The following is a 20095-nucleotide window of genomic DNA, read 5'->3' as shown; positions in this document are numbered from 1 at the left end:
CTCGCACCTCAAGGAGCGTGAACTCAAAAGGAGACACCATGACACCGCTCACCACCGCGCCTCGGCAGGCCATCGTCGTCGTCGGGTTGGGCTATGGCGACGAGTCGAAGGGCGCCACCGTCGACTATCTCGCCTCCACCATCGACGACACGGTCGCCGTGGTGCGGTGGTCGGGCGGCGCCCAGGCCGCTCACAACGTGCGGCACGGGCCGCGGCACCACACGTTCCGCCAGTTCGGCTCGGCCACCTTCCTCGGCGTGCCCACCATCCTGCGGGCGCCGATGCTGGTCAATCCCCTCCTGCTGAACGCCGAAGCGGCTGAGCTGGAGACGAAAGGCGTGGCCGACCCGCTCGGCCTGATCACGGCCGATGCCACCTGCCTGGTCACCACCCCGATCCACGCGGCTATGAACCGCGCGCGAGAGATCCTGCGCGGCACCGCTCGGCACGGCTCGACCGGCCTGGGCATCGGCGAGACCGTCGCCTACGACCTGGCCATCCAGCAACTCGCCAAACGCAGCGAACTGATCGGCAACTTCCCCTGCCCCGCCGATGCACCTGCCGTTCCTGCCCTCCGTCTCGGCGACCTGGCCGATCGCACCACCACGACGGCAGCCCTGGACGCCCTCGCCACCTACGCCCGTCCTCTCCTCAACCTGGTCGACGACGCCGACGCCCGCCATCCCTCCGTCGCCGAGATGACCGACGAACTGATGACGGTCGCACGAGAGATCCGGATCGTCGACGACATCGACGCCGCCATCTCCGAGGCCCTCGACGCCGGCACGGTGATCTTCGAGGGCTCACAGGGCCTCCTTCTCGACGAGTGGCACGGCTTCCATCCGCACACCACCTGGGCGACGGTCACTCCGCGGCACCTCGTCGCGGGCCTGACCGCAGCCGGCCACCGACCGTACGTGCTGGGCCTCACCCGCACCTACGCCACGCGCCACGGCCACGGGCCGATGCCCACCGAGGACGGCACCCTGGAGCTGCCCGAGCCCGACAACGGTCCCGGCCTCTACCAGGGCAGCTGGCGCACCGGGCACCTCGACCTGCCGGCCCTGCGCTACGCCGCGAAGGTCGCCGGACGGATCGACGGCGTGGGCGTCTCGCATCTCGACGCCCTCGCGCACGGCGGGCTATGCGTCGCCCGTACCTGGGACGGCGACCCCGATCCCCTCCCCCTGCCAACTGGCCAAGACCTGAACCAGCTCGACGCCCTCACTGTCACCGCATCATCTGCCCACCCCAGCCTGGAACCGCTCCCCCACAACGACCACGAAGTCTTGGCGCTGATCTCAGAGGCCGTCGGCGCCCCCGTCGTCCTGACGTCCGACGGCCCATCTCGCCTCGACCGTCGGCTGATGGCATTCGTGTAGAGCGGTGAGCAACTCGAGCCAGGCCGACGCGCCCCTCAGCTCGACCAACGACGGGCCCCCTCCACGATGGGCGCGACCACCTCGGCAGCGTGCTGCGGCGGCATCCGGGTCGATCGCCTTCCCCTCGACCATCCCCAACCGACCGAGACGCGAGTAGGCTTGTCAGACCATGTCAGAGGGCATTTTCAGCGTAGTCTCGGTCGACGTCGTAGCCCTGGCCTACGACCGGTCGGCGCGTGAGGTGCTGCTCGGCGTGCATCACCGAACGGCGCCACCGTTCGACGGCGAACTGGCCCTGCCTGGCGTCGTCGTGCTCAGCGGCGAGCGGCTGGAGCACGCGGCTGGGCGGGCGCTCGACAAGCTGGGGCTGTCCCAACCGCCCACGGCACTCGGCCAGCTGCGCACCTTCGACGAACCGTCGCGAGATCCGCGCGGACCGTCCCTCTCCATCGCGATGTGGGCCGCGCTCCCCTCGCCGGACGACGGCGATGCGTCCATGCGCTGGGTTCGTCTGGACGATCCCCCGCAGCTGGCCTTCGACCACGACCAGATCGTCGCCCAATCGCGCCGGCTGCTGGCCGACCTGCTCTGGCGCGACCTCCACTTCACCCGGGCGCTCACCGGCCCACAGTTCACGGCCACTGACGCCGTCGCGATCACCACGCAGCTCGCCGGCCGCGAACCGCACCGGGCCAACCTCAATCGCGACCTGACCAAGACCCCCGGCCTCACCGAGGCCGGCCTGGCGCCCACCTCCGGCGGACGCCCACCCAAACTCTGGCGATGGACCGACGAAAACACCGAGGAGGAAAGATGACCGACGACCGCATCGACCCCACCACCGAGGTTCCCGAAGCCGACCTGGTGGATCAGCTCACCCCAACCGACCCCACCGAGGAACCCGACCGGATCACCTCGCCCTCCGACCTGGTCGACGAGGCCGACTGGCTCGACCAGCAGCGCACCGCCCCCCTCGACGACCCCGACAACTAACACCCGAGCCTGGAGTCCGTTCACGCTCTTTGAGGTGCGAGCGAAGCGAGCCTCGACAATCAAGGCCAGCGCGAAGCACCAACGACGCTCTTTGAGGTGCGAGCGAAGCGAGCCTCGAAAAGAGCCTGCGCGCAGCCGAAAGCAGACTCACCCACGGGTCCAAGTGCTCTGTTGATTAGATCAATTAGCTACTTACCAGGTGTATCAACTACGGGGTTCGCAGCACGAGTAGCCAACCGTGGCCAACTTCCTGCGGACCGTCGCGTGGGCTCTTTTCGAGGCTACGGCTCTGGGCTCGTTCCTCGCCTGACGCCTTCGCACCTCAAAGAGCGTGATCAGTGCTCCGCGCTCTCCCCACCTGTCGAGGCTACGGCTCTGGGCTCGTTCCTCGCCTGACGCCTACGCACCTCAAAGAGCGTCATCAGTGCTCCGCGCTCTCCCCAACTGTCGAGGTTACGGGACGAAGTAGCCGGCGGCGCGGAGCAGTTCGTACCACTCCGGGCGGGTGAGCACCACGTCGGAGCCGCGAGCGGCCTCGCCTATCCGCGATGGGGTGGTGGTGCCCAGCACCACCTGCATCTGCGCGGGATGCCGGGTGAGCCACGCGGTGACGATGCCGAGCGGGGTGACGTCGTAGGCCTTGGCCAGGCGGTCGATGGCCGCGTTCAGTTCCGGGAACTCGGGGGCGCCAAGGAAGGTGCCGACGCCCGGACGGCCCGACTGCAGCGGCGACCAGGCCTGCACCGTGACGCCGTTCAGTCGGCAGTAGTCGAGGACGCCACCGCCGTCGAGGGTCAGGGCTTGGTCGGCTCCGGCGATGTTCGCCGCGATGCCCTGCGCGATCGCCGGCGCGTGCGTGATCGACAGCTGGATCTGGTTGGCGACGATCGGCTGGCGCACGGCGGTGCGCAGCAAGTCGATCTGGCGAGGGGTGTGGTTCGAGACGCCGAACGCCCGCACCTTGCCGGAGGCCTCCAGGTGGTCGAAGGCCCGGGCCACCTCCTCGGGCTCGACGAGGGCGTCGGGACGGTGCAGCAGGAGGACGTCGATGTAGTCGGTGTTCAACGCCCGCAGCGACCCCTCCACCTGGCCGACGAGATGCTCGTAGGAGAAGTCGAAATAGGTTCCAGCCTCGGCGGGAACGATGCCGGCCTTGGTCTGGATCGTGATCTCTCCACGCTCCGCGGGGCTCAGTCGGAGTGCCTCGGCGAAGCGACGCTCGCAGCCGTGATCGCGTCCGTAGATGTCGGCATGATCGAAGAAGTCGACGCCCGAGCCACGCGCCGCGTCGTACAACTCGCGGATCTGCTCGTCGCTCTTGTCGATGATCCGCATCATCCCGGCGACTACCGCCGGTGCCTGTGCTCCCGCAAACGGAACGCTCTTCATCCTGATCCTCCTCGTTCGACCAGTCGACAGCCTATCGCCCACGCTCTTCGAGGTGCGACGAGCTCTGCGAGGAGCCTCGAGGAGAGCCAGCGTGACCTATGGCAGCGACCATTGTCAGGCTGCCAGTCAGCTCTTTTCGAGGCTTCGGCTTTGGGGCTCGTTCCTCGCCCCTGAGCCTTCGCACCTCAAAGAGCGTCATCAGTGCTCCGCGCTGGCCTTGATTGTCGAGGCTCCGCTGCGCTCCGCACCTCAAAGAGCGTCAGCCCGGCTTGGCCGACGGGGCACGCGGTTGTCGTCGTCTGGTCGGTCAGATGTGGACGTTGGTCAGTTTGGCGACGACCTTCATGCCCGCCGCAGCCAGATCGGCCTCGATCTCGTCGGTGTTCAACGTGTTCAACCCGACGATGACCACGCTGTACTCCCCGCTGCCGCGGTGCACTGCCAAGTGCGTGATGTTGGCGTCGTGGGCGGCCGTGATTCCGCTCATCTTCTCCAGCACGCCGGGCTCGTCCTTGGCCTCGATGGTGAGCCGGGTGCCATGCTCGCGGAAGCCGAGGATGTCGATGAACGAATCCAGGATGTCGCTCTCCGTGATCACACCGACCAACCGACCGTCGTCGACCACCGGCAGCATCTCGATCTTCTCGTCGCGCATGATGACGGCAGCTTCTTCCAGCAGCGCATCCGGCGAGATGGTCAACGCGGGCTTGCTCATCACCCGGTACACCTTCAGCTTGGACAGCAGATAGGTGGCCTCAGACGCGGCCAGCGTGGTGGCCTGCGACGGCCCCGCAGCGGCGATGTCGTTCTTCGAGATCACCCCGATCACCTGGCCTTCGTCGACGACGGGCAGGTGCCGCACGCCGTATCCGGCCATCAACTCGGCGGCCTCGGGGATGGGCACCCGTGGCCCCACGGTGAAGGGGTTCGCCGTCATCCGATACTTGACGAACATGTCAGCCTCCCAGGTACGCGCGTTTCACTTCGTCGGTCTGCGCCAGCTCCGCAGCTGTACCAGACAAGACTATCGAGCCCGTCTCCATCACGTAGGCGCGGTGGGCGATCTGCAGGGCCATATTCGCGTTCTGCTCCACCAGCAGCACGGTGGTGCCCGACTCCTTGTTGATCTTGACGATGATGTCGAAAATCTCCTGCACCAGCAGCGGCGCCAGACCCATCGACGGCTCGTCGAGCAGCAGCACCGACGGCTTGGCCATCATCGCGCGCCCCATGGCCAGCATCTGCTGCTCCCCGCCCGAGAGGGTGCCCGCCAGCTGCTTGCGTCGCTCGGCCAGCACGGGGAAGCGGTCGTAGACCTCGTCGTAGTCGGCCGCGTCGACGGTGCGCCGCAGGAAGGCCCCGAGTTCGAGGTTCTCGAGGACGCTCATCTCCGGGAACACGCGACGCCCTTCCGGCACCTGCGACAGGCCCTTGGTGACGCGCGCCTGCGCCGACATCTTGGTGATGTCGGCACCTTCCAGGGTGATGGTGCCCGACGTGGGCCTCTTCAGCCCGGACAGCGTGCGCAGCGTCGTGGTCTTGCCCGCGCCGTTGGCACCGATCAGGGTGACGATCTCGCCCTGAGCCACATCGAAGGAGATGCCCTTGATGGCGTTGATGACGCCGAAGTGCACCTGCAGATCGCGAACCTCAAGCATGGGGGGCCTCTTCTCCTAGGTACGCCTTGATCACCTTGGGATCGTTGCGCACCTCGGCGGGCAGGCCCGACGAGATCACGATCCCGTGGTCGAGCACGTAGATGCGCTCGCAGATCTTCATCACCAGCGACATGTCGTGCTCGATCAACAGCACGGTGAGCCCGAAGTCGCGACGGAGCTTGGCGATCAGGCCCGTCAGCTCCGCGGTCTCGTTGGGGTTCATGCCGGCAGCCGGTTCGTCGAGCAGCAGCAGCTTGGGTCGGGTGGCAAGAGCTCGCGCGATCTCAAGGTGGCGCTGCTCGCCGTAGGACAGGTTGCTGGCCAGCTCCTCGGCCTTGGCCGCGAGGCCCATCACGTCGAGCAGTTTCATCGACTCGTCGGTGATCCGCTGCTCCGTCGCCCGGTAGGGCGGGGTGTGCAGGAAGGCGGTGAACAACGAGTAGCGCTCGTTCTGCTGCAGCGCCGAGCGCACGTTCTCGAGCACCGTCAGTTCCTTGAACAGGCGGATGTTCTGGAACGTGCGACCCACGCCGGCGGCGCAGATCTTGTTGGGTGCCTTGCCACCGAGTGACGTGCTGACGCCGTCGAGGGTCAGCTCGATGGTGCCGCTCGACGGCGGGTAGACGCCGGTGAGCAGGTTGAACAACGTGGTCTTGCCGGCGCCGTTGGGGCCGATCAGGCCGACGAGTTCGCCCTCCTCCAGATGCATCGACACCTCGAAGACGGCGGTCAGGCCGCCGAAGTGCCGGGTGAGCTTGTCAACGGTCAAGACGCTCACTGCGCCACCTCCTTCTCGGCGGGCTTGGCGTCGTCCTTCTTCTTGCCGAGGCCGAAGACCTTCAGGCTCAGCTCGCGCGAGCCCATCAGTCCGCCCGGCCGGAAGATCATGGTGAGTATCAGCAGCAGCGCGTAGACGATCATGCGCGCGCTGGCGATGTCGGCCAGCATCACGGAGACGATCGCCAGCAGGGCCGCGGCGATGATGGTCCCGGTCATCGAGCCCAAGCCGCCGAGCACCACGATCACCAGGATGTCGATCGACTTCAGGAAGCCGAACTGTTCCGGCTTCAGCACGTAGAAGTACGACGCGTACAGCGCACCCCCGACGCCCGCGAAGAAGGCGCCGATGGTGAACGCCTGCACCTTGGCCCGCGTCGTGTTGATGCCGATCGCCTCGGCCGCGATCTCGTCCTCGCGCACCGCGATGGCACGACGACCCTGCGAGCTGCGGATGTAGTTCCACAGCAGCGCCAAGGTGAGGGCGGTGAACAGGAACAGCGAGTTCCAGTCGACGAAGCGCGGGATCCCCGAGAGGCCGGCGGCGCCGTTGGTGACGTCGTCCATGTTGAGCACCGCGACGCGGATGATCTCGGCCATGCCGAGGGTCGCGATGGCCAGGTAGTCGCCGCGCAGCCGCAGCGTCGGCAACCCGACGAGCACGCCCGCGACGGCGGCCAGCGCCGCTCCGGCGAAGACGCCGATGACGAAGCCCAGCAACGTCGGCATCCGCATGGTGATGATGGCGCAGGTGTACGCGCCGATCGCCATGAACCCCGCGTGCCCCAGCGACAGCTGGCCGGTGAAACCCACCACCAGGTTGAGGCTGGCGGCCAGGATGATGTTGATGCAGATGGTCACCAGAGTGGCGAAGTAGTAGTCGTCGATGATGCCAAGGTTCAACAGGGCCAGCACGATGAGGTACGCGGCGAGGAACGGAATCAACCGCAATGCAATGTTCTTGACGGCGCTCATCTCACACCTTCTCCCGCACGTTCTTGCCCAACAGGCCCGTGGGCTTGACGATGAGCACGACGATCAGAATCGCGAACACCACGCCGTCGCGGAAGAGCGAGTAGCCCAGCCCGGAGACGAGGGTCTCGGCTCCACCGATGACGTAGGCGCCGATGAGGGCGCCGGGGATGATGCCGATGCCGCCGAAGACGGCCGCGACGAACGCCTTCAGGCCCGGCAGCACGCCCATCAGCGGGTTGATCGAGTTGTAGTAGACGCCCACCAGCACGCCGGCCGCACCGGCGAGGGCGGAGCCGAGGGCGAAGGTGAAGGAGATGGTGCGGTCGACGGAGATGCCCATCAGCCGCGCGGCGTCCGGATCCTGGGAGACGGCCCGCATGGCCTTGCCCATCTTGGTCTTCTTCACCACGAACTGCAGCAGCACCATCAGTGCCACCGAGACTCCGATGATCACCAGCTGGCTGTTCTTGATCAGCACGCCACCGACGCTGAACGAGCCGGTCATGAAGCTCGGCAGGCCCGGGTAGGCGCGCGAGTCGGGACCGACGATGGCCATCGTCGTGTACTGCAGGAGCAGCGACATGCCGATGGCCGTGATCAACGCCGCGAGCCGCGTCGAGTTCCGCAACGGCCGATAGGCGATGCGTTCGATCGTCACGCCCAGCACGGTGCAGAAGATCATCGCGAGCAACAGGGCCACGAAGAAGTTCACGTGCAAGTGAGCCATCGCGTAGTAGCCCGTGTAGGCACCCAGCATGTAGATCTCACCATGGGCGAAGTTGATCAGTTTGATGATGCCGTAGACCATCGTGTAGCCCAGCGCGATCAGCGCATAGATGCTGCCCAGCGACAGTGAGTTGACGATCTGTTGAAACAGCTCGGTCACGCGGCCACCTCCCCTCAATCGTTTCGGGTGCGGACCGGAAGTTCCCTTCCGGTCCGCACCCTGACTAGACACGTGAATACGGTCAGATGATCTTCTCGCTGGTGTCCTGCTTGCCGTCCTTGAGGCCGACCACGACGATCGACTTCACCGGGTTGTGGTGCTCGTCCATGTCGAAGGTGCCGGTGATGCCGACGAAGCCCTTGGTCTCCGCCATGGCTTTCTGCACGGCCTCGCCGGTCAGCGCGCTCGCGCGGCCCACCGCGTCGGCGACGAACTTGGCCAGGTCGTAACCGAGGGCGTTGAAGGCGCTGGGCTCCTCGTCGTTGTTGGCCGCCTTGAAGGCCTCGATGAAGGCGGCGACGTTCTCGTCCTCGTCGAGAGACGAGTAGTGGTTGGTGAAGTACACGTCGTTGAGCGCGGAAGCGCCACCCAGCTCCAGCAGAACGGGCGAGTCGAAGCCATCGCCGCCCAGCACCGGCTGCTCCATGCCCAGCTCGCGCGCCTGCTTGATGATCAGGCCGGCCTCGCTGTAGTAGCCGGGCAGGTAGATCACGTCGAAGCTCTGGCCCTTGAGGCGGGTCAGGATGGTGTTGAAGTCGGTCTCCTTAGCCACGAAGGACTCCTCGGCGACGATGCTGCCGCCCAGGGTGCCGAACTCCGCGGTGAACGCGGCGGCCAGGCCCTTCGAGTAGTCGGAGCTGTTGTCCTTGACGATCGCGGCCTTCTTGGCCGACAGGTTGTTGGCCGCGAAGCGGGCCATGATCGTGCCCTGGAAGGAGTCGTTGAAGCAGATGCGGAAGGCGTACTCCTGGACGGTGGTGCCGTCCCAGGTCACGTCGTCGGCGGTGGCGGAACCGGAGACCACCGGAACCTTCTTGTCATTGGCGACCGGAATGGTGGCCTTGAAGCCGCCGGAAGTCGCGGGGCCCATCACCGCGATGACGCCGTCCTGGGTCATCAGGCGGGTGGCGAGGCTGGTGGCCTCCTCAGCCTTGGACTGGTTGTCCACCTGCACGAGCTCGATCTTCTTGCCGTTCACGCCGCCGGCGTCGTTGATCTCCTCGACCGCCAGATTGATGCCGGCCACCGACGCGAGGCCGTAGGTGGCGACGTCGCCGGAGAGCTCGTAGTTCACGCCCAGCTTGACGGTGTCGCCACCGCCCTCGCTGCCGCCGTCCTTCGGCGTCGAAGCCTGAGGGCTGGCGTTACAGGCGGTGGCGCCAACCACCGCGACGGCCGCGGTTGCACCCAAGAGCGTGCGTCGGCTCACATTCATGTTGATCTCCCATTGATTGATCGTCGTCATGGCGTGGCAACAAGACGGTCAGCACGCCGTTCTGCCTTGAATCTAAGCACTCCGCGTCGAGGCGCGCCCACCTGGGGTGCATTTCGGACGCGATTGTGACCCTATTGCAACCTTCTTCCCCAGCCGCTCGACGCCGAGCGTGGCGCTTTTCGCGGTCACCCCCGCGTCGTAAACCAGGGCCTGCCCTACTCTTGGCGTCCATGGCCAAGCTGTATTTCCGCTACGGGGCGATGAACTCCGGCAAGTCGACCGCCTTGCTCCAGGCCGTCTACAACTACGAGGAGCGCGGCCGGAAGGTGCTGGTGCTCAAGCCCGCCGTCGACACCAAGGGCAACACGACGGTGGTCTCCCGGCTCGGCGTCGCCCGCGAAGTGGATGCGCTGGTGCATCACGACGACGACGTCACCGCCCTGCTCACCCCGCTGCTGGATGGCGGCGACTATTCGGCGGTGTTCATCGACGAGGCGCAGTTCCTCGCCCGGGAGCAGGTAGACCAGCTGATGCAGGTGGTGGTCCGCCACGGCTTGCCCGTGCTGGCCTACGGCCTGCGCACTGACTTCCTGACCCAGCCCTTCCCGGGCGCGCAGCGCCTGCTGGAGCTGGCCCACAGCATCGAGGAGCTGAAGACCATCTGCCGCTGCGGCAAGAAGGCGGTGTTCAACACGCGCATGGTCGACGGGAAGGTGGTCTTCGACGGCGACCAGGTGAGCATCGAAGGCCAGAACGTCACCTACGAGAGCCGCTGCGCCGAGTGCTACTGGGCCGAGCGCTCAGCGTAGATCCTCCCCACCCCAACCCGAAGAGCCACCCGCTACGTCTAAGGGGTAATAAGAGGAGGTGGCGGTGAACATCGACGATGAGTTCGACCGGTTCGTGAGGGAGCATTTCGTCACGCTGTGCCGCACCGGCTATCTGCTCTGCGGCGACCGGCAACGCGCCGAGGACGCCGTGCAGGATGCGCTTCTGCGACTGCATCGGCGTTGGCGACGCGTCGACAACCGCTTGGCCTACGTACGGCGAGCCCTGGTGACGATCGTCGTCGACCAAGCACGTCGTCCCTGGCGCCGCGAGGTGCCCACCGAGATCACCCACGACCGACGGGCCGCCGACGCGAGCGGCACCGCCGACGACTGGTCGTCCGAGAAGTTCCACATTGTCGGCGTGGACGAGCACGACGACGATCTCGGAGGCGGCGGCATCGCCATCCCTCGCGCCAGCGAAGCGGACGAGGATTCGTAGCCTCGGCGGGCGCTACAACTCCGGGTTGCGCAGCCGCAGGCTGATCTCGTCGGCATCCAGGGCGGCAAGCTGGGTGGTCAGAGCCGCCGCGTCGAACAGGCCGTCGTCCCTGGCGACGAGCAGCGCCTCGCGTTTGGCCTCGATCACGGCCAGCTCGTAGCCGGGGCCGACGGGGTCGCCTGCCACCTCGGCAGCCGCCTGTTCGGTGAGGCCCACCAGGTCGGCCCGCTCGAGCGCCTGCTCCTCCTCCGACGGCCCCGGCGTGGGCTTGACCCGTCGCACGAAACCACGCAGCGTGCCGCCTTGGATGAGCAGCGAGAGGCCCGCCACCAGGAACGCGATCAACACGAGCAGCGACCGGTTGGGCGCCTCCACCGGAAGGGTCTGCGCCGCGGCCAGCGTCACGGCGCCGCGCATGCCGGCCCACACGACGACGGCACCGTCGCGGGCCGTGAGCGGGGAGGCGAGGAAATAGTCGATGTCGGCCAACATCCGACGCAGCCGCACCCGAAGCTGTTCGGGATCGCGGCCGAAGCGCGAGTTCTCCACCCGTTTCGGAATGACGCCCTGGTCGATGGCGTATTGCATCTTCTGCAGCATCGGCTGGATCTGGCGGCGCCGTCGCGAGCGGCCCTTCAACCAGTACAGCAGGGGCGCCACGAAGCCGGCCCTGACCAGCACCGACGCCACCAGCACCAGCAGCGCGACGCCCACGGCATGCAGCAGCACGGAGGACGCGTCGACGGGGAGGTCGAGGATCAGCGCATGCAGCTCCAGGCCCATCAGCAGGAAGATCGTGCCCTCCAGCACGAACTCGAGCGTGTGCCAGTTCTGGGTGTCGGAGAGACGCTGCATGGGTGAGAGGTGCCGCGCGGCCCCGTGTCCTGTGATCAGCCCGGCGACCACGGCCGCCACCAGACCGGACGCCTCCAGTCCCTCCGCGGGCAAGGCCGCGACGAAGGGCACCACGAAGCTGAGCGCGGTGGTCGCCGTCGGGTGAGCGATGCGGGACCGGATCTTGAGATTCAGCTTCCCCACCACCAAGCCGATCAGCGCCGCCACCACGACGGAGTACAACAGCTGCCCGGCCACACCCCAGAACGAGACCGACACGGCCGTCGCGGCGATCGCGGTGCGCAGCATCACCAGCGCCGTGGCGTCGTTCAGCAGGCCCTCGCCGTCGAGGATCGCGGTGATCCGGGGCGAGATCCCGATCGACTTCACGATCGACGTGGCCACCGCGTCGGTGGGGCTGACGATGGCGCCAAGCGCGATCGACCACCACAGTCCCAACCCGGGCATCAGCCACCACACCAGCAAGCCGATCAGGACGGAGCTGACGATCACCAGCAGCACCGACAGCCCGGCGATCGGGGCGAACTCGCGACGGAAGTTCATGGCCGGCATCGACACCGCCGACGAGTAGAGCAGCGGCGGCAGCAGTCCCGCGAGGATCCACTCCGGATCCACCTCTATGGGCGGGATCCCCGGCAGGAAGCCCACGACGATGCCCAGGGCAACCAACAACAGCGGGGCCGCGACGTTCAGCCGCGGGGCCAGCACGGCGGCACCACAGATCGCCACCATCGCCAGGAGCAACGCGATTTCCATGCTCATTTCCTACCTAAAATCGGCTCTCACACGACAAATCCGGACAAAACACGATCTCGACTTGATCGATGCGACCTACACAAGGCACAATAGGGGAGTGCTACGGCGCGCTGGTGCCCCCCAAGAGCCAGCGAGGTGCCGAGCACACTTAGGCCGGGTGTCCGCCCCCCAAGGGACGCCCGGCCTCTTACTTGCCCTTCGCTTCCCATGGCGAAACAGCGGCAAGCCGGAGGGCCGGGGTGCATCGATACGCACCTCGGCCCTCTGGCTTTCCGCCCCCTAGCGGTCCATCTTGGCGACTACCCGACGATGTCCTCCGCCACCACACGCGCCGCGGAAGCGGCCGCGTCGGACGACTCGTTCTCGGCCGCCAGCTCGGCTGCGGCTCGGGCCAGGTAGTTCTCCTTCTCCTTCGCGACGCGGGCCTCGTCCCACCCGAGCGCCTCGGCCGCGATCTCGGCCACCTCGTCGACGACGGAGGCGCCACGGTCGCGGGACTCGGAGTTGAGTCGCACGCGGGCCACCAGGATGTCCTCGATGTGCATCGCACCCTCCGTGGTGCAGGCCCAGCGCACCTCGGCTCGGAGGAACCGCGGGGCGTTCTTCAACGGCGCAGCCAGCGACGGGTCGGCGTCTATGGTGGCCAGCACCTCGGGCAGCTCCGAGCCGTACCGGGCCAGCAGGTGCTTCATCCGGTCGGCGTCGTAGCCGTAACGCGCGCCAAGGCTCTGGCTCCGGTTGCGCACGGCCGCGAAGCCGTCGGCACCGAGCAGCGGCAGCGTCTCCGTCACGGACGGACGGCGCTTCGCCTCGGGCTCGCCCAGGGCGAAGTCGACGGCGTCCTCCGCCATCACGCGGTAGGTGGTCAGCTTGCCGCCGGCGATGGCCACCATCCCGGGAACCACCTCGCTGACGGTGTGCTCGCGCGAGACCTTCGTCGACTTCGACTCGTCCAGCACCTTCGGCTGCAGCAGCGGACGCAGGCCGGCGTAGGTGCCGATGATGTCGTCGCGGGTGAGCGGCGTGGAGAGCACCGCGTTGGCGTGCTCGAGGACGTAGTCGATGTCGGCCGACGTGGGCACGGGATGCTTCAGCTGCTCGCGCCACGCCGTGTCGGTGGTGCCGATCACCCAGTAGTGCTGCCACGGGATGATGAACAGCACCGACTTCTCGGTGCGCAGGAACATGCCCGACTGGCCCTTCAGCCGCTCCTTCGGAACGACGATGTGGATGCCCTTGCTGGCCAGCACCTTGAGCCCGCCGGTGCCGCCGGCCAGATCCTGGGTCTGCTCGGTCCACACGCCCGTCGCATTGATGATGCGCTTGGCCCGGATCACCAGCGACTCGCCGGTCTCCAGGTCGGTGGCCTCGACGCCGACCGCGCGTCCGCCCTCCTTGAGGATGCCGGTCACGCGGACCCGGCTGGCGGCCTCGGCGCCGTACTTCAGGGCGGTGCGGATCAGCGTGATCACCAGGCGGGCGTCGTCGACACGGGCGTCGTAGAACTCGATGGCGCCGATCAGCGAGTCGGGAGCGATGTCGGGGAAGCGGGCGATGGCGCCCTTCTTGGACAGGTGCTTCTGGAAGGGCACCGTTTTCTTGCCGCCGGTGCCGATCCGAGCCAGAGCGTCGTACATGCCGACGCCCACCGCCGAGTAGGCGCGCTCGATGGCACGGGTGCGCAGCGGCCACAGGAAGGGCTGCGCCTCCACCAGATGAGGGGCGGTGACGCTCAACAGGCGTCCGCGTTCGCGAAGCGCCTCCGCCACCAGCTTGAAGTCGAGGTTGTAGAGGTAGCGCAGGCCACCGTGCACCAGGCGCGACGACCGCGACGAGGTCCCCGCTGCCCAGTCCTGCGCGTCGATGACGGCCGTGCTGAGGCCGCGCGCGGACGCGTCCAGCGCGATGCCGGCGCCCGTCACACCCCCGCCGACGACCAACACGTCGAACTCCTGCGATCGCATCGCCTCGATCGACCGATTCCGCTGACCAAGTGATAGCTCCACCGACATATCTGCTCCTTTGCGTGATGTAGGACACGGCCCTTAGGCCCACCTAAGTACGTTTGCACGAATAACTCAAGCCTTCTGAACGTTCATGCAGGCTGCGGGTAGGGTGAGTGCACGGATGCCGAGGAAGGTAGGCAGAGCACGATGGATGAGCAGCACTCACGCCGGCTGATGACGGTCGCCCAGATGTACTACATCCAGGCCGAGACGATGGAGTCGATCGCCCACCAGATCGGGGTGTCGCGCTCCACGGTCTCGCGACTGCTCAAGGAGGCCCGGGAGACCGGACTGGTGCAGGTCAAGATCGTCGACCCGGCCAAACCCCTCAACCACATCGCCGAGCAGTTCTCGCGCCGCTTCGGCATCACCGCGCACCTGGTGCGGGTGCGTCCCGGCGCATCGAGCCTCTACCGTCTCGACCAGGTGAGCAAGCTCGCCGCCGATGTCCTCGGCAGGTGGGTCACCGACGGCGACGTGCTGGGCATCGCGTGGGGCACCACCGTCGAGGCCGTGGCCCGTCATCTCCGTCCCCGTGCGCTCAACGGCGTGATGGTCACCGGCATGAACGGCGGCGCCAACCACCAGACCACCGGCCTGCCCTACACCGGAACGATCCTCGCGCAGTTCGCGCAGGCCTTCGGCGGCCAGGAGCAGCTGTTCGCACTGCCGGCCTTCTTCGACGACCCCGCCACCCGCGCGGCGATGTGGAAGGAGCGCAGCACCCGGCACATGCTGCGGGTCCGCTCCGAGTGCCGGATCGCGCTGTTCGGCGTCGGGAGCCTCGATTCGGAACTCCAGTCGCACGTCTATTCGGCGAACTACCTGAGCGGCGAGGATCTCGCCGAGCTCAGACGCGACCGGGTCGTCGGCGACGTCTGCACCGTGATGGTCCGCAGCGACGGCAGCTGGCGCGACATCCCCATCAACCAGCGCGCCACCGGCATCACCCCGTCGGAACTGCGCACCATCCCCAAGCGCCTATGCGTCGTCGCCGGCACCTCCAAGGTGGCACCCCTGCTGGGCGCGCTCCGGCTCGGCGTGATGACTGACCTGGTGATCGACGAGGAGACCGCGCGCGAGACCCTCCGTCGCATGGACGCCCACGGCGGCTGAGCTCCTGACCGTTGTGTTCCGGACGGGGCCACAACGCAGCGGTGCCGCCGGGCTGAGCCCGGCGGCACCGCTGTCGTGTGGTGTCAGTTCACTCCTTGACGTCGTCGTCGACCCAGTCGAGGGTCTTGCCGACGGCCTTCTTCCAGTTGCGGTAGAGGCGCTCGCGCTCGTCGGAGTCCGCGGCGGGCTCCCAGTTCTTGTCCTCGGCCCAGTTGTCGATGACGTCCTGCTCGCCCTCCCAGAAGCCGGTGGCGATACCGGCTGCGTAGGCGGCGCCGAGCGCGGTGGTCTCGGCGACCACCGGACGCACGACCTTGACGCCCAGCTGATCGGCCTGGAACTGCATCAGCAGTTCGTTGGCGGTCATGCCGCCGTCGACCTTCAGCTCGGCCAGCTTCACGCCGGAGTCGGCTTCCATGGCGTCCAGCACCTCGCGGGTCTGGTAGGCGGTGGCCTCCAGAGCGGCGCGGGCGATGTGGCCACGGTTGACGTAGCGGGTGAGGCCGACGATCGCACCGCGGGCGTCGGCACGCCAGTACGGGGCGAACAGGCCCGAGAACGCCGGCACGAAGTAGGCGCCGCCATTGTCGTCGACCGACTTCGCCAGCTCCTCGACCTCAGGAGCCGAGTCGAACATCTGCAGGTTGTCGCGCAGCCACTGCACCAGCGAGCCGGTGACGGCGATCGAGCCCTCGAGTGCGTAGATCGGGGCGTTGTCGCCGATCTTGTAGCAGACGGTGGTCAGCAGGCCGTTCTTGGACGGGACGATCTCGGTGCCGGTGTTCATGATCATGAAGTTGCCGGTGCCGTAGGTGTTCTTCGCCATGCCGGGCTCGAAGCAGGCCTGGCCGAAGGTGGCGGCCTGCTGGTCGCCGAGGATGCCGGCGATTGGCACGCCGGCCAGCATGCCGTGCGCGCGGCCCTCGCCGTAGACCTCGGCCGAGCTCTTGATCTGCGGCAGCATCGACAGCGGGATGGTCATGTCCGCGGCGATCTCGGCGTCCCAGTCGAGGGTCTTGAGATCCATCAGCATGGTGCGCGACGCGTTGGTCACGTCGGTGACGTGCACGCCGCCATCGACACCACCGGTCATGTTCCACAGCACCCAGGTGTCCATGGTTCCCATGACCAGGTCGCCGGCCTCCGCACGCTCGCGGGCACCGTCGACGTTGTCGAGGATCCACTTGACCTTCGGACCACAGAAGTAGGTGGCCAGCGGCAGGCCGACGCGCTCCTTGTAGCGGTCCTGGCCGATCTCGCCGCCGAGCTCGTCGACGATCTTGCCGGTGCGGGTGTCCTGCCAGACGATGGCGTTGTAGACGGGCTCACCGGTGGTCTTGTCCCACACGACGGTGGTCTCGCGCTGGTTGGTGATGCCGACGGCATGGATGTCGGCGGCGTTCAGCGAGGCCTTGCTCAGCGCCTCGGCCACCACGACGCGGACGTTCTCCCACACCTCGATGGGGTTGTGCTCGACCCACCCGGCGCGCGGGAAGATCTGCTCGTGTTCCTTCTGACCGACGGAGACGATGCGTCCCTCGCGGTTGAAGACGATGGCTCGCGACGAGGTGGTTCCCTGGTCGATGGCGAGGATGAATTTCTCAGTCATTTAGTGTGTGTTCCTTTCACAACGTTGTGGCTTGTGGCTGACGGGGACGGAGCGGATCAGGGGAGCAGGACGAAGGACGCTGCGCCGGCCAGGACGCCGCCGATGAGGGGGCCGACCACCGGAACCCAGGCGTAGCCCCAGTCGGAGGAACCCTTGCCCTTGATCGGCAGCACGGCGTGCGCGATGCGGGGACCCAGGTCACGAGCGGGGTTGATGGCGTAGCCGGTCGGGCCACCGAGGGAGGCGCCGATGCCGACGACCAGCATGGCCACGCCGAGCGCGCCGAGCCAGCCGAGGCCACCCGGGGTGGCGGTGTTGGAATCGCCCCAATTGCCGGAGGCGAGAACGACGAAGACCAGCACGAAGGTGGCGATGATCTCGGTCATGGTGTTCCAGAAGGGGCTGCGCACCTCGGGACCGGTGGAGAAGACGCCGAGCTTGGTAGCGGCCGGAGCGTCCTGATCGAACTGGTTCTTGTACGCGAGGAAGGCGAGAACGGCGCCGATGAAGGCACCCACCATCTGCGCAGCGATGTAGGTGAGGATCGAGGTGGCGTTGACGGGGATGCCCTCGACGAAGGTCTCAGCACCCGAGACCGCAACGCCGACGGTGACGGCAGGGTTCAGGTGTCCGCCGGACTTGTAGGAGACGAGCACACCGGCGAAGACCGCGAGGCCCCAGCCGAAGTTGATGTGCAGCGCACCGGTCCCGAATCCCTTGTTCTTCGGGAGGATGTTGTTGGCCACCACACCAGCACCAAGGAGGATCAGCATCGCAGTGCCGACTACCTCCGAGAGGAAGATCGTGCCTAGAGTCATGGTTGCTCACTTTCCGACACCAGCTCTGGTGTCAGTAGGGCGTCTGTCGTAGACGCAAAGGACTTACCCGCCATTGTTGTCCTGCGATGCACGCATGCGCCATATCTCTGAACGAACGTGCAAATCCCGTCTGGGAATCTGAACACTGGCCCGTGGCTAGGCACAAAACGTGCACCCCTTCTAGCAGGCGTATCCTTCGGCCATGACCGACGAGCTGCTCTTCGAGGTCCGCGACGGCGTGGGCCGGATCACCCTCAACCGTCCTCGGCCCATCAACGCCCTCACCCCCGCCATGATCGACGGCCTGCTCGACACGCTGAAGGAATGGGCGGATTCAGACGAGATCGTCGCCGTCGAACTGCACGGCGCCGGGGAACGCGGGTACTGCGCCGGCGCCGACATCCGCCAGCTCGCGGGCCTGGTCACCGACGGTGCCGATTGGGAGCGGTTCTTCGTCCGCGAGTACGAGATGAACGCCCTCATCGGCGCCTACCCCAAGCCGATCACCGCCTACATGCGCGGCGTCACCATGGGCGGCGGGCTGGGGCTGACCGCGCACGCCTCGCATCGCATCGTCTACGCCAACACCCTGTGCGCGATGCCGGAGACCAAGATCGGCTTCGCCCCAGACGTCGGCATCATGTATCAGCTCTCTCGAGCGGGTGCCCGCGGCGTGCACATCGCGCTGTCCTCGGCCACCTTCACGGGAGGCGACGCCATCCGGCTGGGCATGGCCGACGAGTCCGCCGACGGGGAGCTGCCCGCACCGATGTTCGACGACGACAAGGCCTGGATCGAGGAGTGTTACGTCGGCGACGACGCGCTGGAGATCGTGCGCCGACTGGAGGCCCATCCGCATCCCGACGCCAACAAGGCCGCCGCCGACATCCGAGAGCGCAGCCCGCTGGGCGTGCACGTCGCCCTCCGCGCCCTGCGCAACGCCACGTCGATGACACTGCCCGAGGTGCTGGCCCAGGACCTGGCTCTGGTGAAGGTGACGCTGCCCATCGACTTCCCCGAAGGCGTCCGGGCCCTACTGATCGACAAGGACAACTCCCCGAAGTGGCGCCACGACCGCCTGGAAGACGTCACCCCCGCCGAGATCGACGCCCTCTTCAGCTGACGAAGCGGACCCAGTTGGGCCCGGCTCCGGTGGCGATGTGGTCGAGGGTGGTGAGCTTTCCGTCGTCCTCGAGGCGGTAGAGCGTCGCGGCACCCGAGGCCTCGCCCACCACGACGACGTGCCGGCCATCGGGCGCGACGCCGAAGCCACGGGGTTGGGTCTCGGTACCGGTGAAGTCGACGACCTCGGCCAGCTCCCCGTGATCCCCCAGCCGCACGCTGGCCAGCGTCGATCCGGAACGCTCGGAGCACAACAGCCAGCGATCCCCGACGGCGAGGTGGAGGTCGGCGCCCCAGATCAGATGCTCGGCCTGGGGGTTCGCACCGTATCGGCTGACCGCCAGCCCGAAGGCCGGGTCGACGATGTCGACGGACTCGGCCATCGTCAATGCGCCGGTGGAGAGATCGCGGTCGAAGCGGATGGCCTTGCCGGTGTACTCGGTGACCAGATATGCGGAACGCTGGTCACTCGACAGCACGAGGTGCCTCGCCCCTGACCCCACCGGGACGCTCACGGTCTCGGGCGCAAGCGGCGACAAAGCGCCGTCACGGCCCACTTCGTACTGCGCCACTAGGTCGTCACCGAGGGAGACGAAGTACGCATGCTTTCCTTGGCGGTCGGCGAGCACGCAGTGCACGTTGCGATACTCGATCGCGGGCCCGGGCTCCCCGAGCACGCCGTCGACGATCGGCCACGCCCGACCCCAGCCTCCGTGATACGACGCCGCCAGCAGCACGGCCCCGTCACTGGCGAGCTCGACGTAGGCGACGGTGTCACTGATCGCCCGTCGCGAGACCTCCACCAGTTCGCCGGTCTCCCGGTTCAGGCGCAGCGTGACCAGGCCCGGCTCTGGCTCCCTCGTCGCGCAATAGACCAGATCACGGGCCGCGTCGACGGCGAAGGTGGCGCATCCCACGCCGACGGCGTTGCGCGAGACCGGCTCCAGCCGACCCTCCGTGAGCCGAAGGACGGAGACGCTGCCGTCCTTCGCATTGCCGACCAGAACCAAGGGCGTGTGAGTCATGGGCGCCATCGTAGTCACCCCACGCTCCTCGGATCGTGCTGCTCGCGTGACGAGAGCACCTTCCGCACGCTCCTCGAAGCGCAACGCCCCCTGGCCCCGCAGCTCCAGCCACCGTCGGTGAACGCACCTTCCTCACGCTCCTTGAGGAGCGACGAGCTCTGCGAGGAGCCTCGAAAGGAGCGT

19 protein-coding genes are annotated in these 20095 nt (G+C 67.2%); 7 read left to right on the top strand and 12 right to left on the bottom strand.

Going from position 1 to position 20095, the window contains the following annotated elements; translation table 11 throughout:
- The first annotated feature begins 38 nt into the window (after positions 1–38).
- The 3 genes from P0D62_RS03695 (at position 39) to P0D62_RS03685 (ending at position 2375) form a co-directional block, all read left to right on the top strand.
- Positions 39–1382 carry an adenylosuccinate synthetase gene (locus P0D62_RS03695; RefSeq protein ID WP_275701277.1) on the top strand — a complete coding sequence of 448 codons (1344 nt, stop codon included), beginning with the start codon at positions 39–41 and terminating at the stop codon, positions 1380–1382.
- A 169-nt stretch (positions 1383–1551) separates the two neighbouring features.
- Complete coding sequence (locus P0D62_RS03690; protein ID WP_275701276.1) at positions 1552–2199, top strand: NUDIX hydrolase; 648 nt, start codon at positions 1552–1554, stop codon at positions 2197–2199.
- Positions 2196–2375 carry a hypothetical protein gene (locus P0D62_RS03685; RefSeq protein WP_275701275.1) on the top strand — a complete coding sequence of 60 codons (180 nt, stop codon included), beginning with the start codon at positions 2196–2198 and terminating at the stop codon, positions 2373–2375. Before P0D62_RS03690 ends, P0D62_RS03685 begins: the two co-directional genes overlap by 4 nt.
- Positions 2376–2828: 453 nt before the next feature.
- On the opposite strand, the gene P0D62_RS03680 is transcribed toward P0D62_RS03685, so the two are convergent.
- From P0D62_RS03680 to P0D62_RS03650, 7 genes are all read right to left on the bottom strand, one after another.
- Entirely contained in the window at positions 2829–3764 is a 936-nt protein-coding gene (locus P0D62_RS03680; protein ID WP_275701274.1) for an aldo/keto reductase, read from the bottom strand.
- Positions 3765–4071: 307 nt separating this feature from the next.
- Positions 4072–4719 (bottom strand): CBS domain-containing protein, encoded by a 648-nt coding sequence (locus P0D62_RS03675; RefSeq protein ID WP_275701273.1) that lies wholly within the window; start codon positions 4717–4719, stop codon positions 4072–4074.
- A gap of 1 nt (position 4720) precedes the next feature.
- Positions 4721–5422, bottom strand: coding sequence for an ABC transporter ATP-binding protein (locus tag P0D62_RS03670; RefSeq protein ID WP_275701272.1), 702 nt, complete (start codon positions 5420–5422; stop codon positions 4721–4723).
- The gene (locus P0D62_RS03665) at positions 5415–6200 is read right to left on the bottom strand and encodes an ABC transporter ATP-binding protein (RefSeq protein WP_275701271.1); all 786 of its coding nucleotides are present in this window, start codon (positions 6198–6200) and stop codon (positions 5415–5417) included. Before P0D62_RS03665 ends, P0D62_RS03670 begins: the two co-directional genes overlap by 8 nt.
- Positions 6197–7174: a branched-chain amino acid ABC transporter permease gene (locus P0D62_RS03660; RefSeq protein WP_275701270.1), complete on the bottom strand. Its 978-nt coding sequence runs from the start codon at positions 7172–7174 to the stop codon at positions 6197–6199. The genes P0D62_RS03665 and P0D62_RS03660 overlap by 4 nt, the downstream gene beginning before the upstream one ends.
- Position 7175: 1 nt before the next feature.
- Complete coding sequence (locus P0D62_RS03655; protein ID WP_275701269.1) at positions 7176–8060, bottom strand: branched-chain amino acid ABC transporter permease; 885 nt, start codon at positions 8058–8060, stop codon at positions 7176–7178.
- A gap of 82 nt (positions 8061–8142) precedes the next feature.
- Positions 8143–9366, bottom strand: a complete 1224-nt coding sequence (locus P0D62_RS03650; RefSeq protein ID WP_275701268.1) for an ABC transporter substrate-binding protein — start codon at positions 9364–9366, stop codon at positions 8143–8145.
- Between the two features lie 200 nt (positions 9367–9566).
- On the opposite strand from P0D62_RS03650, the gene P0D62_RS03645 reads away from it, so the two are divergent.
- Both P0D62_RS03645 and P0D62_RS03640 read left to right on the top strand, forming a co-directional pair.
- The gene (locus P0D62_RS03645) at positions 9567–10145 is read left to right on the top strand and encodes a thymidine kinase (RefSeq protein ID WP_275701267.1); all 579 of its coding nucleotides are present in this window, start codon (positions 9567–9569) and stop codon (positions 10143–10145) included.
- A 64-nt stretch (positions 10146–10209) separates the two neighbouring features.
- Positions 10210–10605 carry a sigma factor gene (locus P0D62_RS03640; RefSeq protein WP_275701266.1) on the top strand — a complete coding sequence of 132 codons (396 nt, stop codon included), beginning with the start codon at positions 10210–10212 and terminating at the stop codon, positions 10603–10605.
- 12 nt (positions 10606–10617) lie between these two features.
- On the opposite strand, the gene P0D62_RS03635 is transcribed toward P0D62_RS03640, so the two are convergent.
- Both P0D62_RS03635 and P0D62_RS03630 read right to left on the bottom strand, forming a co-directional pair.
- Complete coding sequence (locus tag P0D62_RS03635; protein ID WP_275701265.1) at positions 10618–12216, bottom strand: cation:proton antiporter; 1599 nt, start codon at positions 12214–12216, stop codon at positions 10618–10620.
- Positions 12217–12515: 299 nt separating this feature from the next.
- Positions 12516–14228, bottom strand: coding sequence for a glycerol-3-phosphate dehydrogenase/oxidase (locus P0D62_RS03630; protein WP_275701264.1), 1713 nt, complete (start codon positions 14226–14228; stop codon positions 12516–12518).
- A 141-nt stretch (positions 14229–14369) separates the two neighbouring features.
- Here P0D62_RS03630 and P0D62_RS03625 point away from each other — a divergent pair, with 141 nt between their 5' ends.
- Positions 14370–15338 (top strand): sugar-binding transcriptional regulator, encoded by a 969-nt coding sequence (locus tag P0D62_RS03625; RefSeq protein ID WP_275701263.1) that lies wholly within the window; start codon positions 14370–14372, stop codon positions 15336–15338.
- An 88-nt stretch (positions 15339–15426) separates the two neighbouring features.
- On the opposite strand, the gene glpK is transcribed toward P0D62_RS03625, so the two are convergent.
- Positions 15427–16947, bottom strand: a complete 1521-nt coding sequence (gene glpK / locus P0D62_RS03620) for a glycerol kinase GlpK (RefSeq protein ID WP_275701262.1) — start codon at positions 16945–16947, stop codon at positions 15427–15429.
- A 56-nt stretch (positions 16948–17003) separates the two neighbouring features.
- The gene (locus P0D62_RS03615; protein ID WP_275701261.1) at positions 17004–17765 is read right to left on the bottom strand and encodes an MIP/aquaporin family protein; all 762 of its coding nucleotides are present in this window, start codon (positions 17763–17765) and stop codon (positions 17004–17006) included.
- A gap of 202 nt (positions 17766–17967) precedes the next feature.
- On the opposite strand from P0D62_RS03615, the gene P0D62_RS03610 reads away from it, so the two are divergent.
- A complete protein-coding gene (locus tag P0D62_RS03610) occupies positions 17968–18888 on the top strand; it encodes an enoyl-CoA hydratase/isomerase family protein (RefSeq protein ID WP_275701260.1) in 921 nt (306 codons plus the stop codon).
- On the opposite strand, the gene P0D62_RS03605 is transcribed toward P0D62_RS03610, so the two are convergent.
- Positions 18881–19912: a lactonase family protein gene (locus P0D62_RS03605; protein WP_275701259.1), complete on the bottom strand. Its 1032-nt coding sequence runs from the start codon at positions 19910–19912 to the stop codon at positions 18881–18883. The genes P0D62_RS03610 and P0D62_RS03605 overlap by 8 nt on opposite strands.
- Positions 19913–20095 lie beyond the last annotated feature (183 nt).

The sequence above is a fragment of the Tessaracoccus caeni genome, from assembly GCF_029211185.1.
GTDB classification, from domain to species: domain Bacteria; phylum Actinomycetota; class Actinomycetes; order Propionibacteriales; family Propionibacteriaceae; genus Arachnia; species Arachnia caeni.
The sequence above is the reverse complement of the archived record's forward strand: the minus strand, read 5'-3'. Positions and strand labels throughout refer to the sequence as shown.

What these genes read in the sequence shown, in the direction of transcription:
- P0D62_RS03670 (WP_275701272.1), bottom strand. Translation starts at nt 5,422, where the DNA reads ATGCTTGAGGTTCGCGATCTGCAGGTGCACTTCGGCGTCATCAACGCC.
- P0D62_RS03695 (WP_275701277.1), top strand. Translation starts at nt 39, where the DNA reads ATGACACCGCTCACCACCGCGCCTCGGCAGGCCATCGTCGTCGTCGGG.
- P0D62_RS03660 (WP_275701270.1), bottom strand. Translation starts at nt 7,174, where the DNA reads ATGAGCGCCGTCAAGAACATTGCATTGCGGTTGATTCCGTTCCTCGCC.
- P0D62_RS03690 (WP_275701276.1), top strand. Translation starts at nt 1,552, where the DNA reads ATGTCAGAGGGCATTTTCAGCGTAGTCTCGGTCGACGTCGTAGCCCTG.
- P0D62_RS03645 (WP_275701267.1), top strand. Translation starts at nt 9,567, where the DNA reads ATGGCCAAGCTGTATTTCCGCTACGGGGCGATGAACTCCGGCAAGTCG.
- P0D62_RS03610 (WP_275701260.1), top strand. Translation starts at nt 17,968, where the DNA reads ATGACCGACGAGCTGCTCTTCGAGGTCCGCGACGGCGTGGGCCGGATC.
- P0D62_RS03615 (WP_275701261.1), bottom strand. Translation starts at nt 17,765, where the DNA reads ATGACTCTAGGCACGATCTTCCTCTCGGAGGTAGTCGGCACTGCGATG.
- P0D62_RS03605 (WP_275701259.1), bottom strand. Translation starts at nt 19,912, where the DNA reads ATGACTCACACGCCCTTGGTTCTGGTCGGCAATGCGAAGGACGGCAGC.
- P0D62_RS03680 (WP_275701274.1), bottom strand. Translation starts at nt 3,764, where the DNA reads ATGAAGAGCGTTCCGTTTGCGGGAGCACAGGCACCGGCGGTAGTCGCC.
- glpK (WP_275701262.1), bottom strand. Translation starts at nt 16,947, where the DNA reads ATGACTGAGAAATTCATCCTCGCCATCGACCAGGGAACCACCTCGTCG.
- P0D62_RS03625 (WP_275701263.1), top strand. Translation starts at nt 14,370, where the DNA reads ATGGATGAGCAGCACTCACGCCGGCTGATGACGGTCGCCCAGATGTAC.
- P0D62_RS03685 (WP_275701275.1), top strand. Translation starts at nt 2,196, where the DNA reads ATGACCGACGACCGCATCGACCCCACCACCGAGGTTCCCGAAGCCGAC.
- P0D62_RS03675 (WP_275701273.1), bottom strand. Translation starts at nt 4,719, where the DNA reads ATGTTCGTCAAGTATCGGATGACGGCGAACCCCTTCACCGTGGGGCCA.
- P0D62_RS03635 (WP_275701265.1), bottom strand. Translation starts at nt 12,216, where the DNA reads ATGGAAATCGCGTTGCTCCTGGCGATGGTGGCGATCTGTGGTGCCGCC.
- P0D62_RS03630 (WP_275701264.1), bottom strand. Translation starts at nt 14,228, where the DNA reads ATGTCGGTGGAGCTATCACTTGGTCAGCGGAATCGGTCGATCGAGGCG.
- P0D62_RS03650 (WP_275701268.1), bottom strand. Translation starts at nt 9,366, where the DNA reads ATGACGACGATCAATCAATGGGAGATCAACATGAATGTGAGCCGACGC.